The organism is Sporosarcina sp. resist (assembly GCF_014302295.1).
Taxonomy (GTDB): Bacteria; Bacillota; Bacilli; order Bacillales_A; family Planococcaceae; genus Sporosarcina; species Sporosarcina psychrophila.
The window spans coordinates 2289108-2306671 of the sequence record NZ_CP060287.1 but is presented as its reverse complement, the minus strand read 5'-3'; the positions used below and the strand labels follow the sequence as shown (position 1 = coordinate 2306671).

Annotated in this window: 15 protein-coding genes; all 15 read right to left on the bottom strand. The window is 36.1% G+C overall.

All coding sequences use genetic code 11. The annotated features are described in order from the left end of the window. Positions 1–135: 135 nt before the first annotated feature. On the bottom strand, positions 136–1119 hold the full coding sequence (locus H7992_RS11310; RefSeq protein WP_187047606.1) for a Gfo/Idh/MocA family protein: 984 nt from the start codon (positions 1117–1119) through the stop codon (positions 136–138). Between the two features lie 129 nt (positions 1120–1248). After that, positions 1249–1440 carry a hypothetical protein gene (locus H7992_RS11305; RefSeq protein WP_187047605.1) on the bottom strand — a complete coding sequence of 64 codons (192 nt, stop codon included), beginning with the start codon at positions 1438–1440 and terminating at the stop codon, positions 1249–1251. A gap of 183 nt (positions 1441–1623) precedes the next feature. Continuing rightward, complete coding sequence (locus tag H7992_RS11300) at positions 1624–2490, bottom strand: sugar phosphate isomerase/epimerase family protein (protein ID WP_187047604.1); 867 nt, start codon at positions 2488–2490, stop codon at positions 1624–1626. Positions 2491–2592: 102 nt separating this feature from the next. Next, positions 2593–3561, bottom strand: a complete 969-nt coding sequence (locus H7992_RS11295) for a sugar phosphate isomerase/epimerase family protein (RefSeq protein ID WP_187047603.1) — start codon at positions 3559–3561, stop codon at positions 2593–2595. Between the two features lie 185 nt (positions 3562–3746). Continuing rightward, the gene (locus H7992_RS11290; protein WP_187047602.1) at positions 3747–4832 is read right to left on the bottom strand and encodes a Gfo/Idh/MocA family protein; all 1086 of its coding nucleotides are present in this window, start codon (positions 4830–4832) and stop codon (positions 3747–3749) included. Positions 4833–5183: 351 nt separating this feature from the next. Continuing rightward, on the bottom strand, positions 5184–5942 hold the full coding sequence (locus tag H7992_RS11285; protein WP_187047601.1) for a sugar phosphate isomerase/epimerase family protein: 759 nt from the start codon (positions 5940–5942) through the stop codon (positions 5184–5186). Between the two features lie 52 nt (positions 5943–5994). Continuing rightward, positions 5995–6969, bottom strand: coding sequence for a Gfo/Idh/MocA family protein (locus H7992_RS11280; RefSeq protein WP_187047600.1), 975 nt, complete (start codon positions 6967–6969; stop codon positions 5995–5997). Beyond that, positions 6966–7688, bottom strand: a complete 723-nt coding sequence (locus H7992_RS11275) for a hypothetical protein (protein ID WP_187047599.1) — start codon at positions 7686–7688, stop codon at positions 6966–6968. Before H7992_RS11275 ends, H7992_RS11280 begins: the two co-directional genes overlap by 4 nt. A gap of 35 nt (positions 7689–7723) precedes the next feature. Continuing rightward, positions 7724–8776 carry a Gfo/Idh/MocA family protein gene (locus H7992_RS11270; RefSeq protein WP_187047598.1) on the bottom strand — a complete coding sequence of 351 codons (1053 nt, stop codon included), beginning with the start codon at positions 8774–8776 and terminating at the stop codon, positions 7724–7726. Positions 8777–8967: 191 nt separating this feature from the next. Continuing rightward, the gene (locus tag H7992_RS11265) at positions 8968–9951 is read right to left on the bottom strand and encodes a Gfo/Idh/MocA family protein (RefSeq protein WP_187047597.1); all 984 of its coding nucleotides are present in this window, start codon (positions 9949–9951) and stop codon (positions 8968–8970) included. A 100-nt stretch (positions 9952–10051) separates the two neighbouring features. Continuing rightward, positions 10052–11134 carry a Gfo/Idh/MocA family protein gene (locus H7992_RS11260; RefSeq protein WP_187047596.1) on the bottom strand — a complete coding sequence of 361 codons (1083 nt, stop codon included), beginning with the start codon at positions 11132–11134 and terminating at the stop codon, positions 10052–10054. 289 nt (positions 11135–11423) lie between these two features. Then, a complete protein-coding gene (locus H7992_RS11255) occupies positions 11424–13031 on the bottom strand; it encodes an extracellular solute-binding protein (protein WP_187047595.1) in 1608 nt (535 codons plus the stop codon). Positions 13032–13133: 102 nt separating this feature from the next. Continuing rightward, the gene (locus H7992_RS11250) at positions 13134–14039 is read right to left on the bottom strand and encodes a carbohydrate ABC transporter permease (RefSeq protein WP_187047594.1); all 906 of its coding nucleotides are present in this window, start codon (positions 14037–14039) and stop codon (positions 13134–13136) included. A gap of 12 nt (positions 14040–14051) precedes the next feature. Beyond that, positions 14052–14996, bottom strand: coding sequence for an ABC transporter permease (locus tag H7992_RS11245; protein ID WP_255428686.1), 945 nt, complete (start codon positions 14994–14996; stop codon positions 14052–14054). Between the two features lie 320 nt (positions 14997–15316). Then, entirely contained in the window at positions 15317–17560 is a 2244-nt protein-coding gene (locus H7992_RS11240) for a helix-turn-helix domain-containing protein (RefSeq protein ID WP_187047592.1), read from the bottom strand. Positions 17561–17564: the final 4 nt, after the last annotated feature.

Here is a 17564-nt window from a genome sequence, read left to right as displayed (position 1 = left end):
CATAGACACTGTTCCATATCGAAAAACTTATAGTTCCTTTATCTATCAAAATCCCCCTCTTCGATTGTCTATCTAATTATAGAGGAGTTTCTTTGTTGTTTTTTATCGATACATAGCAATCATCTATTTTTTAACTCAAAATGCATTGCTCAATTTCACAGGTGATCCTTTTACTGCCGATTCTAACGCAGCCGTGGTTACTTTATGCGTCTTATAAGCATCTCCGTAGTCTGACAAAATTCTAGATGGGTCACCTGTGCGTACTGCATTGATAAATACTTCATTTTCTGTTTGATAAGGATTAACCGTGTCGATATAGTCTGCTGTAGACCCTTTCATCTTAATCTCTAAACGTTTGGGTGACCAATCTACCATTCCTTGATTTGTAAATAAGGTGATTCCCGATTTCCCAACGCTTTCTGGGAGTATACAAGTATTCGATATATTAGCTACAATCCCATTACGTAGTTTCATGGTTACCGTTCCTACATCCGCAACTGTGACAGATTCGTCTTGCGTAGAAAGAATCTGGCTACCAAATACCGCATAAACTTCTTCGACTTCCCCACAAATATAGCGAAGTAAATCGACAATATGCGTTGTCTGTTCGATAAATTGTCCCCCGGAACTAGCTTGATATCGCCACCACGGCACTTTTGGCATACTCCCCATATACTGCCCAAGGACAATACCGATATTCTGGTCATTTAGAATACTTTTTAAATGCGAAATCGAATCACTATAGCGATAATGATAGCCTACTGATGTAAGCAAAGACTTTTGTTTGATCTCCGTAAATATAGTTAAAGGTGTTTCATTGTCTTGACTCAATGGTTTCTCCACAAAAAACGGAATTCCTCGCTTAATTAATTCCAGTTCTATCTCTCCATGTGCCATTGGCGGGACACAAATATAGACAGCATCCAAGTGAATGGCGTCCAGCATACCTTCCAAATTGTTATACCCTCTCGCATGCGTAAACTTTGATGCCATTGACTCCGCTTTTTCTATACTTGTCCCATATATAGCTGTTATTTTGACACCTGCTAAACCCGATAAAATCTTTGCATGGAATATGCTGAAGTAACCTGTTCCAATAATCCCTACATTTATAGTCAATATAACTCCCCCATTAACTTGATTTTATTCCTTCTATAGTAATCACTGGTTTAGCGGAAATCGAATTAGGGATTTTCTGCGTTATGGCAAGTTTGAATTGATTGAACTGTGGCGCCACTGGCTGGCTTGTTAAATGGCCTTTTTCTCGTATGGCGCTGCTTCTAGCAATTCAATTATTTCCACTCTAACAACCAGCATTTCTAACCTTGTTTCATTTAAATGAGCAGATGCTTTATGAATAGGTAGATCAAAAATTTCCTTATCTGCTGACACATCTGCCAATGAGCTTAAACAATTTGTTTTATTTTTGATACACCTCAAAATTCACTCTCTTCTATTACTTTAACAAACTAAGTTATTTCAATAGAATGTCATTCGGTGAAGTTTTACGACTCACAATCCCTTCTTGCATTGACTAATTACAGGAGCAGTACCTACAATACTTTTCTTAACATTTCCAACTGAACTCTCAGTGATCTTCTATTGCTTTATACACTGTTCTATTCAAGCTTCGTCCCATAAACGACGTACATTATCCATACCCATTTTCGAAGCTTGTTTACACTCTTCTATTCCTTCAAATTCAACTGATATATAGCCGTTAAAACCTGACTCTTTAATAACTTTGATAACTTCTCTCATATTAATATCCCCATGACCCACAATTGAACCTCTTAAATAATTACCTGATGTTGTTTGCATCCAGCCTTCTCCAGGATAAAGATGTGCTTGTCTCAGATAAAAGTCCTTGATATGTACTACAGATGCATATGAGATGTTTTTCTTAACAGCAGATACTGGATCTTCATCTACACACATAAAGTTCCCAACATCTAATGTTGTTTTAAAGTTAGAACGATTTACATGATTTATTAACGACTGTACTCGATCACTTGCTTGAATAAAAAAGCCATGATTTTCTACACTAGTTGTAATTCCATATTTCCTAGCATAATCTGCAACTATTTGACAAGCTTTTGTTAGCTTAGGTAAGTCAGATTCGAATTGTTTGATTGTTGAGTCGGAAATAGGTAGTGACGCTACATCATGGCGCATGAATTTTATCCCAAGACGATTAGCAATATCTACTTCTTTTTTAACTCGCTCAATTTCTGTTTGAAAAGCTTCTTCACCCTCTGTGATAAAATTAGCTCCAATCGCATAATTAGAAATATCAATCCCAACAACACTAGCTTTCTCTCGAATAGCATCAACTAATGCTGGATTATCTTCAAGTTTAAAACCAAGATTCGGGACAATTTCAATATGCTCTCCCCCCTGATCAGCTACCCATTGGATCGCCTCAATAATTGACATTTCCTTACTTTTCAATATTCCATATAGACTGTAAGAACTTAAACCAACTTTCATAATAAGCATCTCCTTCTATAGTAGTATAGCGGGGCTAGTCTAGAAATTTTGGTATATGTTAGTTAAATCTTTAGTCTAAAATAATGCTTGCGATAAAATATTCTATGCCCACCACATATCAGTAGGTTGCTCTTCAATTAAGACTGACTTCAAATTCTTTACTGCGCGCGAAAATCCTTCTTCAATCGACATCAATGGATCCTCATGTTCAATGCTCACAACATAATCATACCCATATGTTCGCAGAGTACTCATCATATCTGACCACTCTTGAATACTATGCCCACATCCAACAGACCTGAATGTCCATGCTCGACTTTGTACCTCTCCATAAGACTGCATATCAGTTAATCCGTGCATGTTTACATTTTCCTGGTCAATAAAAGTATCTTTTGCATGGAAATGATGAATTGCATTTTCTTTACCCAAAATCTTAATCGCTGCTACTGGATCAATACCCTGCCACCAGAGATGACTCGGATCCAAGTTAGCACCGATAGAATTGTTTGTAGCATCTCTCAATTTCAGCATCGTGTATGGTGTATGAACTGAAAACCCACCATGTAGCTCTAAGCCAATCTTTACACCATGATCTTCGGCAAATTTACCCTGTTCTTTCCAATAAGGAATCAACTTTTCTTCCCATTGCCATTTATAAATATCAGAATATTCCGATGGCCATGGAGATATTGGCCAATTTGAATATTTCGAATCTGGATGAGACCCGGGTGTCCCAGAAAAGGTATTAACAACAGGCACATCTAATAATTTTGCCAATCTTACCGTTTTGGTAAATGTCTCATGTGCATTTCGGGCAATTTCTTTATTGGGCGAAACAGGATTATCATGACAACTAAACGCACTAATGGTTAAACCACGTGAATGCACGTGATCAATATATTCTTTTCTTTTATCTTCACTCCCAAGTAATTCATCTAAATTACAATGGGCATTACCTGGATATCCACCTGTACCAATCTCTACCCCGTGCAATCCAGCTATTTGCACATAATCTAGCATTTCTTCAAATGTTTTCCCCGCAAATAGTACTGCAAAGACTCCTAATTTCATAATTATTTTCCCTCCCAATTTTAGTCGCATAGGTAGTTAACTTTTGTGCTGAAATAACTGTAAACTAATACATTTATTTTAGAAGTATAGACTGCTTATATCCTGTTACTGTTAGGAAAAAGGCAGTCTATATTTCTCTTAAGTTCTTTAATTCGTCTAAATAGTGGCCTTATAACGGATCCAATTTATAATACTGGAATATGAATATCTACTTCCTTCCCTTTTTCAGAAGACCTGAAAATACCATCGATGATTGCTTGGTTGATTAGGATTTCTTCCCCTGGAATTGGTGCAGGTTTATCTTCTTTGATAGCAACAACAAAATCGCGTACTTTCGCATCAAAAATGTTGATGTCATGTACTTGTAGAGGAATAGCTGTTTCTGTTTGATGACTATCCACATCATGAAACATGCTAATTGATCCAATTCCTCCATCCCAAACCCCACTCCAGGGTCCACTACCTGCAGGCATTAACTTTAAACCAGCATCTTTTCCAAGAAAAATCGTAGGCCCTAATGTATCCATATGCATTGCCCAAGATATTTTAAAGTTAAGTACCATACCGCCTTCTAAACGAATCATGGCAACACCAAAATCTTCTACTTCGAACTTATCCGCTTCAGGATGATAAATCGGATTCTTCCCAAAATGATTCGATGTATATGCCGAGACTGTTAGCGGCTTTGGATGACCTAATGCATTTAGCGCTAAGTCAAGCGAGTATGTTCCTATATCACCCATAGCTCCTACACCCGCCAATGCTTTATTAATAAACGTGCCATCTGGCATCCCGCGACGGCGTCCTCCCCCTACTTCTACATAGTAGATGTCTCCAAGCTGGCCAGACTGAACAATGTTTGTTACCTTTTGCATATTTGGATCATATCGTGGTTGAAAACCAACAGAGAGCATTTTCCCTGTCTTTTTCGCTACTTGAACCATTTCAATTCCTTGATCAAGTGTGACTGCTAAAGGCTTTTCGACAAGTACATGTTTTCCGGCTTGCAATGCATCAATACTTGTCATATGATGAAAAATATTTGGGGTGCAAATACTAACACCATCTATATCTAGATCGAGCATTTGTTTATGATTTTCAAATGCTTGGGCATCCTCAATCGCTAAGTTATTAATGAATTCCTGTGCCTTTCCTGGTACAACATCTGCCACCCCTACAATCTGAACATCTGCCATTGCTTGATAAGCTTTTGCATGACTGACTGCAATTCCACCACTGCCAATAATGCCTATTTTAATTACTTTTGTCATCACTTAATCCTCCAGATTATTATACTAATTACGAAATTAGCAATTCTATATATTCAGTTTTTAAAATCTATATTTTTATGTCCAATAGAAAACCAAAACAATTTTATTGAAGTAGTCGAGCATAGTCAATGCACACTATTTATCAATTTATTTGATCAGTTTGATATCGTTCATATAAGATACATTCAATATTATTTTCAACAACCTATTCTTCGTTTAGACTCTTTTATTATCAGCTATAATAGAGTTATTCATTTCCTTAAAGCAACAGACTTTTTCATGGAGCTAAATTGATCTCCATATAGAAAAATGGTCGGAGTATCGTTATACTTGCATAACCTTTCTTCACATTTATGATTTTTCACTAATTCTCCTTAGTTCTTTAGCATTTTGTGCTGCACTTTCTACTGGGTCACCTGTAAAGTCTTCTTGTTCAATAACAAACCAGTCAACTTTATGTTCTCTACCCGCTTCTAAAAACTGGGCAATATCAAGTGTTCCTGTACCAATTTCAGTTGAAACAGGCTTACTATTAACAAGCTTTAGATCTTTAATATGTAACGAAACACAGCGATCTGCATACTTTTTTATTATTTCAACTGGACTGTTCCCAGCATGTGCAGCCCAAAAACAATCTAACTCCATTTTCACATATTGCGGATTCGTATTTTCATATAATAGTTCAAAACCTGATTTCCCATTAAATAAATCAAATTCAAATGCGTGATTATGATAGCCAAATGAAAAACCTGCTTTAGCTACTTTCTCACCCAAATTATTAAATAATTCAGCTGTCCGTTTATAATCATCCTCAGTTGTCCGCATGTTTTCTGGTAGATATGGACAAATCAGTAGACGATTATCTATACCTTCATGATAACGTAGTAAACCATCAACATCATCTTGTAATTCCTCAATTTGAATATGTGCACCTGCTGCCTTGATTCCTACTTCATCCATTTTAGCTTTTACATCTTTTGCTGTATGGTCAAAGAAACCTGCAAATTGAGCACCTTCATACCCCATATTAGCAACTTGCTCAAGTACACCAAGTAAATCTTGTTCAGCTGCATCTTTAATTGAATACAATTGTAATCCTAACTTCCCCATTACTTTCTCCTCCTTCAAATTCCACATTTACTCATTAGTTATATCCTGTTACTTATAACTTAATAGCCCTTTTCAATTCACTTGATTGATATGCTGCTAGCGACACTTCGAGTGATTTGAGTCCATCATAGCCGGTAATGGAGGGTTCCCTGCCTTCTTTCACACAGTTTACGAAATCAAGAATCAAACCATAGTCCATATCATTTCCAAAAAACACGTGCTCCAAAGACTTGCTACCACTACCAAACATTCTAAAGTGCTCTTTAAACGCGTCAACTTTTACTGTTTGTTTCGTTCCAATCACTTCAATTGTTGCGTCACCCCATGTTGGGTATTCAGTAAAGCGTGACCAACTGGCATCATGGGAAGCTATCACACCATTGTTAAATTCAAACGTAAGAATCCCTGCATCATCAATGTCAACATCATGAAAATAAGAATCGACAAACGCTCTTACCTCGGTTACTTCTTCATTTAAATACCAACGCATAATATCAAGCATATGAACAGTATGGTCGAGTACAGCCCCACCACCTGATTGCTCTTCATCAATAAACCAGCCTCCAGGATTTTGGCCACGGTTTGTTGAACGAAATGCGACAATATCACCGAGTTCCCCTTTATCTATCATCTCTTTCAATTCTCTAATTGGTGAGCTAAATCTTACTGGGTAAGCGATTTGTAAAGTAACATTATTGTCTTCGCAAACTTGAATCATTTCTGTAGCATCATCAAGATTGGTTGCAATTGGCTTTTCACACAAGATATGTTTCTTTGCCTTTGCTGCGTTCAAAACCATTTCTTTATGTCGATTGTTTTCACTGCAAATAATGACGGCATCCATTTCTTGTGCTAAGAAGTCTGCTTGATCACTGTAATGTATTGTATTATAGTTCACCGCGACTTCTTGTCCTCTTTCAACGTTATCATCATAGATACCAACTAATTCAACATTGGGTATGTTCTTTAACCCCTCTGCATAACTATATGCGTGCATATGTGCGAAACTCATCATACCTATTTTCATTTAGTTGCACCTCCATCGACAAGCAATCCAAGATGATTCATTCGATCAATAAGCGCCTGATCAACTTTGTATGCTGTAGCTAAAATGGAATCAACTGAATAGGTTAACGGCAATGCCGTCTTACTTCCAGGTCGGACTGGTCTCATTTCATCACTGTCAAATTCAATAATAGTATTAATCCCACTCCATTCAAACTCAATTCGTTCCTGATCAGTAACCGTATACTCAATATGAGCCATTGTTCCGCTACCGAAATACAACATAATAATGATATAAGCCGGGGTCACAGTTTGATCAGTCCGTTTTACATGAACATCTTGTGGCTCACCTAAAAGTGCTGATAACACATATAAATCTCCCGCAAGTAATGAAACATCTTCAACATGCTTCACAGTGCGTCTAAAGCGAAAAACACCTTTACGTTTATCTTCTTTACTAATAATCTCTTTCGCCTTTTGGTAAAATGGATAGTTTTCTAAATCAAAATAAACACTCGAATCCAGATTTTGATTGTTGGTTGTTATCAGATTTGATGGAATATAAACTTGGTGTGCATGATTCTTTACTGCTTGCAAGTTTTCAACTGTAGCTGCTAGGACGATAATCGCTTCGCCATTTTCATTTTCTCTTAATTGTTCAGCAGACTCCAAAACACTTACATTTTCTAAAGTCGTTCTAAAGTCGATCCTGTCAAATCTACTAAATATCATTTTCATCAATTTAAAGAGCCTCCTACTTTATTACTAAAGTCCCCTTATAAATAAACTTCTTTACCTATTTTTGCGGATTCATAAATTGCATTAAGCATTTTCATTACTTCGACACCATCAGCTATAGGTGCAATTGTTTCATGGCCAGATTGACAGCATTCTACAAAATGATTGATTTCATTTGCGAATGATTTTACAAAGTCAAAACCTAAATTGTCAATTTGAGGAGTAACATTCAAGATTGTATTATTCTTCTCCAAAACAAGTGCTAATGCAGGCTCAATTTCAGCCCCGCCCTTGTCTCCATATAGTTTAACCGACGTTTCATCCTCCTTAGCGTGTAGTGTAAAACTAACATCAACAAAAAGTGATGCTCCATTTTCAAAACGGATGAGTGCATTTGTTAGATCTTCTACATCATTTAATGTTGGATTATAGTCTGCTGCTTGATAAGATGATAGATTTTCAATATGACTACGATTGCCAAGCCTATGGTATGTATTTCCACTTACTGAAACGGGTCGCGGTTTCCCCATTAAATACCACATAATATCAACTACATGAACGCCCAGGTCTATCAACGGACCGCCGCCTGATTTTGTTTGATCACTAAACCAACCACCTGGATTTCCCAATCGTCTCAAGTATGATGCTTTTGCATAATATATTTCACCAAGCTCATCATTATCGATAAATGCCTTTAAAATTTTCACATTATCTGCATGTCGTCTGACAAAACCAACTTGTACAGTTTTTCCAGACTTTTTAGCTGCAGCCTCAACTGCAAATGCTTCTTCGACAGTCATACTTAATGGTTTTTCAACTAAGACGTGTTTACCAGCTTCGAGCGCAGTAATAGCAATTTCCGCATGCGTGTTGTTCCACGTACAAATACTTACAGCGTCAATTCCCTGATTATTTAATAGTTCCTGATAATTAGTGTATAACTGGCTAACACCAAATAACTTACCTTTCTCAACTAAGCGCTCTTCATGAATATCACATAATGCGACTAACTCTACTTCCTTATTTTGAGAATACGGTGTAAGATGCATCTCCGATATTGAACCTACCCCAATAACTCCAACTTTCAACATATAATCTACTCCCTTGAAAATGTAAATAAAATAAAAAAGAGAGATGATCAGCAAGGTTTTATAAACTTAGTTTATAACTAATTTTGCTGGTCATACTCCCTAATTCTTAACATACTATTTTTTCTTGTTTCAATTATATAATTAGCTATTTTCAGTTCCACATAACAGTTCAATATTTCACTTGAAATGCATTACAACTCAATCCGACGTCCTTCATCATGAGATTTCACTGCCGCTTCATTAATTAGTGTTAAATTAATGACATCTTCTTTGGTAATCGTTGGCGGTGCCCCTGTTTTAATCGCATTAACCCACTGCACCATTGGCATTGGTAATGCCGGTAATACTTCTGTTAAGTCTTGTGATTTTATATTGGCACTATTAATGTGAATTTTATCATCACTAATACGTAACGTCCCTTCCGTTCCATATAACTCCAACTGGAACGGGCTGCCATTTGACACAAAACTTGTTTCAATAATACCAAGTGCTCCCGACTCATAATCTACTAATAGTGCAGAATTATCATCTACAGTTGTACTGTTTGCTTTATGAAGACGTGCATAAACACCTGCTGCTTTTCCAGCTAAGCGATTCGTCAAATAGATTGGATGTGCGCCAAGGTCAATCATAGCTCCCCCACCAGTTTGTTTCTTATCATAGAAACGTGCAGGCAACCATCCATTTTCTTGTCCTTCTGGCGCTACGCCACCGTTATGAGCGAAACGACAACGAACCATTGTAACTTTTCCTATCCAACCTTCATTAATTGATTTCTCAGCATATAGGAAGTTATTATCAGTTAGTCTCGGTAAAGAAACCATTAGCTTGACGCCAGCTTCTTGAACGGCTGCATATATCTCTTCAGCGTCCTGAACCGTAAATGCTAAAACCTTTTCAGTGAAAATATGTTTTTTATGTTTCGCTGCAGCAATGATAACTTCTTTGTGCATATTTGTTGGTGTATTTACGATGACTGCATCAATATCTGGATTAGCTAAAACAACTTCCAAGTCTTGTTCAAATGGAACATTTAGCTCATTTGCCCAGCCTTCTCCCCGTTCGACTTCTTCATCCCAAACAACTTCAATCGACATGTTGTCGTTTTCTTTAACATTACCAGCATAGTCATCAGCGTGTACATGCCATCTACTTAATAAGGCTACTTTAATCATTTTTATCACTCACTTTTCTATATTTTATATTTAAAACATAAATACTTCATAAGCTAAATGTACTCGCTTTCAAATCTCGCCATTTTAATACAGATACTTATTAGTCGAAATAAACAGCTTTACCAGTTTTAGCAGACTCATAAATTGCTTCTAAAATTTGCGTCACAACAAAAGCTTCTTCTGGTTTAACAGTTGGTTCTGTGTCATTAATAATGCAGTCAATCCATAAACGCGCTTCAAGATCGGCATTGCTTTCTGATGCGCCGTCATAATAAGCAACACCACCTGCACCTAATTCTACATTTCTAGTATACAAGTTGCCCATGTCTTCTCCATTAATACGCAGACCATTTTTCATATCTGCCCCACCTTTTGAACCACTTAGGGAACATTTAGCTTCATCAACATCAAGTGTATTTAATGCCCAACTTGCTTCTAAGGTAATTGTTGCACCATTTTCCATTGTAATAAAGCCAAATGCAGAGTCTTCAACTTTGAATTTTTCAGGATCCCAAGGTCCCCAAGCATTTGCAGCATTTTCGTTTTTACCCAATACATGATAAACATTACCCATTACAGATTTCGGCTTATAATTATCCATCATCCATAATGTTAGATCAAGTGCATGTGTCCCAATATCAATTAGCGGACCGCCACCTTGCTTCTCCTCATCGAGGAACACTCCCCAAGTCGGCACAGCACGTCTACGAATTGCATGTGCTTTGGCAAAGTAAATGTCTCCTAGGTCACCACGTCTTGTAATTTTATGCAAGCTCTGACTATCAGGCCTAAAGCGATTGTCATAACCAATTGTGAGCTTTTTACCAGTTCGTTTAGCTACTTCAACCATTCGTCGCGCTTCTTCAGATGTTTTAGCCATTGGTTTTTCACATAAAACGTGCTTCCCTGCTTCCATTGAAGCAATTGAAATTTCTGCATGAGAGATATTTGGAGTTAAAACATGAATAACATCAATTGAATCATCTTTTAATAATTCTTGATAATTCTCATAAACCTTAGCATTTTCAGTCCCATATTGTTTAACTGCTTTTTCAGCCTTATCTAGTTCTATATCACAAAATGCAACAAGTTCAACGTTCTTTAGTTTACTTAAGCTTGGGAGGTGCTTCCCATTTGCAATTCCGCCACAACCAACTATACCCAGTTTTAATTTTTCCATCATTTTTTTCCTCCTTGGACTTCCTATTTTCCCAATCTTACGAATCAAAATTCCCAAACGCTCTACTCATCTACAATGTCAGTGTAGATGAGTAACAGCCAGCACTTGGTTTCATCAAAAATAACCCCTCATTCAGACAATCTAAATCTGGCCATATCTCGTTATTCAAAATTCGGTAACAGATTAATTCTTTGCTTTGTTATTTATTTGGAAGTTGGTCATATTCAATCCTTTCCTAAAGGAAAACTTTAACCTTTTCCATCTCTTTGAACTACAAGTTATATCAATTCACTTAACTTGCTGCCCAACGATCATAAGCTACCTGGTAGATTTCAATGTACTTGTCAATATTCATATCTTCGATTGTTTTTACATATTTATCCCAATTAGATAATGGCTCAACACCTGTGATGAATTTTGCTTCCATTTGCTGAATATACGATTGTAGGTCTATTTCAATTGTGTTAACTTGTTTCTGCTCTTCTGACGTTAAGTACACAAGTGGAAAAGGTACTTCTGCAAATGGATCGATTTTCCCATTAGTTTCAGACTCGATAAACTTATCAAATTCTGATATCTTCTTCCCTTCTACTGGACCACTTAAAGAAGGTGCGGGAATTCCGTAATCAGGTGTTAATGTCCCACGGTATTCCTCTGAGGATTCATAGCCCTCTGGCGGATCAAGATTTACTATAGCCCCTCCTTCTTCGTCAGCCCATTCCCAAAGTGCCCCCTTAGGACCCATATTTAAAAATGCATAGCCCTCTGGTGAATAGAAATAGTCAATCCATCGTATAGAAGCCTCTGGATTTTGATTCCCACTTGAGATCGAGAAAGCCCCTCTTTTGATTCCCGGACTGCGTGGTACCAATGGTTTATCCGAAAAGGGGCTAGTTAACGGTTGAAACATGGGATTAGTCATTGCATCTTCTTCCTTTTCTCCTGTTGTAAAGAATGAAAAGTAATCTGGGAATATCCCAACTCTATTAGCTTGTCCTTTTGCTTTTTTCTGTTCATCGGATTGGGAGAATGTCTCTGGGTCTAATAGTTTTTCCTCATAAAGCTTATTCATATACGTTAGATACTCTTTATATTCCGGAAGTTTCGGCGCATATCGTACTTTACCATTAATTTCTTCAATCCCCTGTTCTTTCATGCCAAAAGCACCTAGAAACCATGCACGAGTGCCATCCATTTTTACATCAAGCAATGGAATTTCATCTGCTTTTCCATTTCCATTGGGATCTTCGTTTTTGAATCGTTTTAATAGATCATAAAACTCATCTGTAGTTTTCGGTAACTCTTTAACATTCAACGCTTTTAGCCATTTACCGTTATACCACATTGGTCCTTTATACCAGATAGATGTTGGCCCACTAGAAATCACTGGTAATGAATAAATATGTCCATCGATTGTAGTAATAGACTTTTTCACATCCGGTCTTTCTTCAAGTACTTTTTTCAGATTAGGAGCATACTCTTCTATAAGGTCTTCTAAAGGTAATAAAACCCCTTGTTCTCCATAGTCAGTTTCCATAGCTGGTGTTAAATTATTTGTTCCAGCTGCATATATAATATCTGCTATTCCTCCACTAGCAAATGCCAAATTTAATTTTGTTTTAAAGTCGCTCATTGGAGGTGTTTCATAATCAAAAGAGATATTCGTCATTTCCTCATATTCTTGTAATGTAGCCATGTCTTTCCATTCAGCTAGGCCAATACCTGGTGCAATCATAGATAACTTTATTTTTTCCTCAACAATTGGAAATCCTGTTTTATTTACTTCAACATTTGTACTTTTGGATGCATCTTTATCCTTTTCCCCTTTATCTGATGAGCAAGCTACCATAATCAATATAGTTAATATAGCTACAAAAAGTAACGTAATTGTTTTTTTCATGCTCCATTCTCCTTTTTTAACTACTATTATTTCCCAAGAATTGCTTCAATCCTTATACGCATCACCCCCTAAATATCATCTATGTTTATGCGTTCATCTTAACTAGCCTTTAAGTGATCCAATCATGACCCCTTTAACGAAGTGACGTTGCATAAATGGATACATAATGATAATAGGTAGGGTAGACACAATCATAACTCCATATTTGATAATAGAGGCTAGTTGTTGCTTACTATGAAGTACCTCAGCCATACTACTTGACATATTTATATTCTGTGATGACATTTCCTGTAATACCAGTATTTCTCTTAATACTAATTGTAGCGGATAAAGATTTCTGTCTGATAAATAGATTAAGGCGTTGAAATAGCCATTCCAATGTGCTACCCCATAGAATAGTGCCATAACCGCTATTATTGGAGCCGATAATGGTAGTATAACTTTAAAAAACATTTTAAAATTGGTGGCTCCATCAATAGTTGCCGATTCTTCCAATTCTTTTGGAATCGTAACTTCGAAAAATACACGAGCAATTATTATATTATAAACCGCAGCGGCATTAGGTAAAAGCATCGCCCAAATTGTATCAATAAGCCCTAAATTTTTAACAACTAAATAAGTTGGAATCAATCCACCACCAAAAAACATTGTCAGAACAAACATACCCATGAATAGATTTCTACCTGCAAGATCTCTACGTGATAATGCATAAGCAGCTGGAATTGTAATGGCTAAGTTTATAAATGTACCGAGTACGGTATAAAAAATAGTATTAAGATATCCCCTCCAAATATCACTATTTTCAAAAATTAACTTGTATCCGTCAAATGTTATCCCTTTAGGAAGTAGCCACATCGTTCCTGAGTTTACAGCTGCGGGATCACTTATTGATGCACTAACAATATAAAGCAAGGGATACAACACTACTACCGCTGCCAGTGTAAGAAAAATATAGTTAAAAACATTGAACAATTTGTCTTTATTTGTTTCTTTTATTACTGCCCCCATATTCTTACCTCCTCACCATAGACTTGTTTCACTCGTTTTTTTCGCAATTTGGTTTACACTAATGAGTAAAATAGCATTAATAACTGCATTGAACAATCCAACTGCAGAAGCAAAACTATATTGGCCATCTAATAATCCAGCTTGATAAACAAATGTAGCGATAACGTTCGAGGATTCGAGGTTAAGCGGATTTTGTAATAATAAAATTTTCTCGAAGCCAATTGCTAACATATTCCCGACGTTCAATATTAATAGAATAACCATTGTTGGGAATATCCCCGGAATGTTTATATACCATATTCGTTGTAAACGTGAAGCTCCATCTACAATGGCCGCCTCATGTTGCTGTGTATCAACACCGGCTAAAGCAGCCAAGTAAATAATTGTTCCCCAACCTGCATTTTGCCATACTCCCGAAAATACATAGACCGTCTTAAACCATTTTGGATCCGTCATAAAAGAAATAGGTTCAAAACCAAGTAATTGAATAGCATGATTTATTATGCCTGTTGTTGGGGCAAGGAATGCAATGACCATCCCTGTCATTACGACTATTGATATAAAGTGTGGTGCATATGTAACCGTTTGCACAGTTCTTTTATATAAACCATCTTTTGCTTCGTTTATTGCTAGTGCCAAAATAATTGGTAACGGGAAACCTACAATCAACTCATAAACGCTAATTCCTAATGTATTCTTAATTAAATCCCAAAAATAATATGACTCGAAAAATCGGATAAAATGTTCGAAACCTACCCATTCACTACCCCATATACCCAATGATGGAATAAAGTCTTTAAATGCGATTTGCACCCCATACATTGGAATGTAGTGAAATATCAAAAAGTATAAAAATGCTGGCAATATAAATATGTATAATTGCCAATTCTGTAGGATTTTACTTGATCCAAGCTTTTTTTTTGATTTTGCTTCCTTTTGTTGGGTAGCTGTACTCATGCTCATTCAAATATCCTCCTTTATCCATTAATGTGAAACTACCATCATCTTAGCTCGTTATGTAATTTGTAAGCAATATGTTGATTTTATTAATTCTTGTTTCCGCGATGAGTAGTAACGCAATTCAGACTTGCGAGACATGGATTGATAATGAAATGGATATGTCGATTTTATATTCATATGTCGATTTAATACATAAGGATTTAGGTCATGTTTAGAGTGAAACTGAAGCACATACTGCCAATCCGTTCTTAAACCTACATTTAAATTAACGAAAAAAAAAGCCCTCACACAATACGAAGGACTTTAGAGTTATTTGATTACTTTCTATTCAATTTACGATATTCACCAGGTGGGATTCCTTCCCTCTCCCTGAATTTCCGTGTGAAATTTGATACATCCTTGTAGCCAACATCGAGAACAATTTTCTTAATTGGCCAATCCGTGTCCTTTAATTTTCTCTTTACATCTTCCATGCGCAGTTTCAATACATACTCCGTAAAAGTGCTACCAGTTTGATCTTTAATAAATCGGCTAAGATAAGGTAAGGTAAGATGAAAATTTATTGCTATGCTTTCCAGACTTAAATCGAACATTTTATATTTCACTTTAATGTATTCAAGAACATCATTTCGCAATTCCTCATTATTTGACCTCTTCTTACTCTCAACCTTTTTACATATTTTTATGGCTACTTCGCAAAGCTGTTCTTCTAATTGTTTTATAGAATTAAAATCTACAATGCTATTGAAGTCGTCTATATACTTCGTTAATTCCATTTCAGAAGCCGTTTTCATTACCGTATTGATAATATCAAAACAGATACATTTTAAAACTTGTATGGACAATTCCTCTTTCGCAAGTCTTGTAAACATGTCGCGCAGTGTTTCTGTTGCAACTATATGATCCCCTTGCTTCAGACTTTGGGCAAGCTTTATTTGGTCTTCTACTGGATACCCCAACCCCCGTTCTGACTGGGAACTTATTTCCTCAAAATAAATGATACTCCCCTGTGGTACTGCAAACTTATATTCTATTGCCGCAAGTGCTTCAATATAAGATCGATTAATATAGCTTTTTTCCTCATACATTTTCCCTACTGCAACAGTAGGGTTAATTACAGTAGTTTCCTGTATATACTGTTGGATTTGTGAGACAAGTATTCGGCGTTGATTGACAGCTTTATTTGGATCTTGGTTCATACTTATAATTAATGCCAATGCATCATTATAAATCAAATCAACTCCATGTACTGCGGCATCCTGTATTGTTAGTTTCGATAATAGCTGTAGAAAATTCTCTTTTTCTTTCATTTTATCGAAATATACAATTGTAACAAAATAACAATCATCCCTCATTACAACATTTAGCGCATGCATTAATGAATCTATTTCTTTGTTATCCCTTAAATCACCTTTCAGTAAATTAATAAGTAGTTGCTCTTTTGCAAATGGTTTTTGTAAAAAGATTGTTTCATTCAAACTCTGATGCGTTAGGAATGCCTTTGCAATTGTATTTCCGATGTTCTCGAATTCATTTAACTCCATAATTTCCACATTTTGTTTGTCGCTTTTTTGTGTTAGTTCAAATAACTTTCGAATTGGTTTATATTGTTTACTCCCAAATAAAACAGCTATTATAATACCAACAAAAAGGAGGAAAATCAAAATTGTGATGATAAATGTTCGCATATGGAAAACCCGTTCAAGAAACTGATCTGTATCCATCAGTGTTATAAATGTCCATCCACTAATTTCTGATTTGACAGAAACGAGAGAGTACTCTTTTCCATTTATCTCTACATTCCTTATCTCTTGATCATTAATAGTTGTTAAATTTAAATTCCCCTCACTAATCTCCTGTACATTAATACTAGATGCAACCTTCTGATTATTCTCGTCAAAAATATACGTATTTCCTTGAAAGTTACCTAATATGTTTTGAGTGAGATCTGTCAGGACCTTTTCTTTGATAAAATACATAACGGTTCCGTAAGGGTAAAGACTATTTGGAACTATTGGGTATAGGAAAGCAATTATACGATCTTGCGTACCATTATTCAGCGTTACGTTCCCAACAGTCTTTAACATTGGCTTTGTAATATATAAATCATTTATCAAGCTCTCTTGTTCTTCTTTATCGAATTTATACATTCTCTGTGTAAATGTATCCAGCGAAAAGGAGCCACTTAAGGTATATATATGGTCATTTTCATGGTAATAAACAAACAAATCTTCAATAATTGAACTGTTTGACTTATATTTTTTCAACTCTTCAATTGCCTCTCCACTGTAATAATTATGTTTCATCATGTACGGTGTCAAGCGGGGATCATAGGCTATATTTGTCGCAATTTTTTCTAGCTCCTTTATCCGTTCGTTTGTAATGTTTTCTACTTGTTTCAATTTATTAATATTAGATTGTTCGATTTCCTCTCGTAAATTGTAAACCGAACTATAATAAATAAATGCACTCATTAACATGAAAGGAATGAGGAAAACTAATAAATACGACACAATGTACTTAAATAATAATCGGGATTTTGTCCTCTTAAGCCAATGCATATAT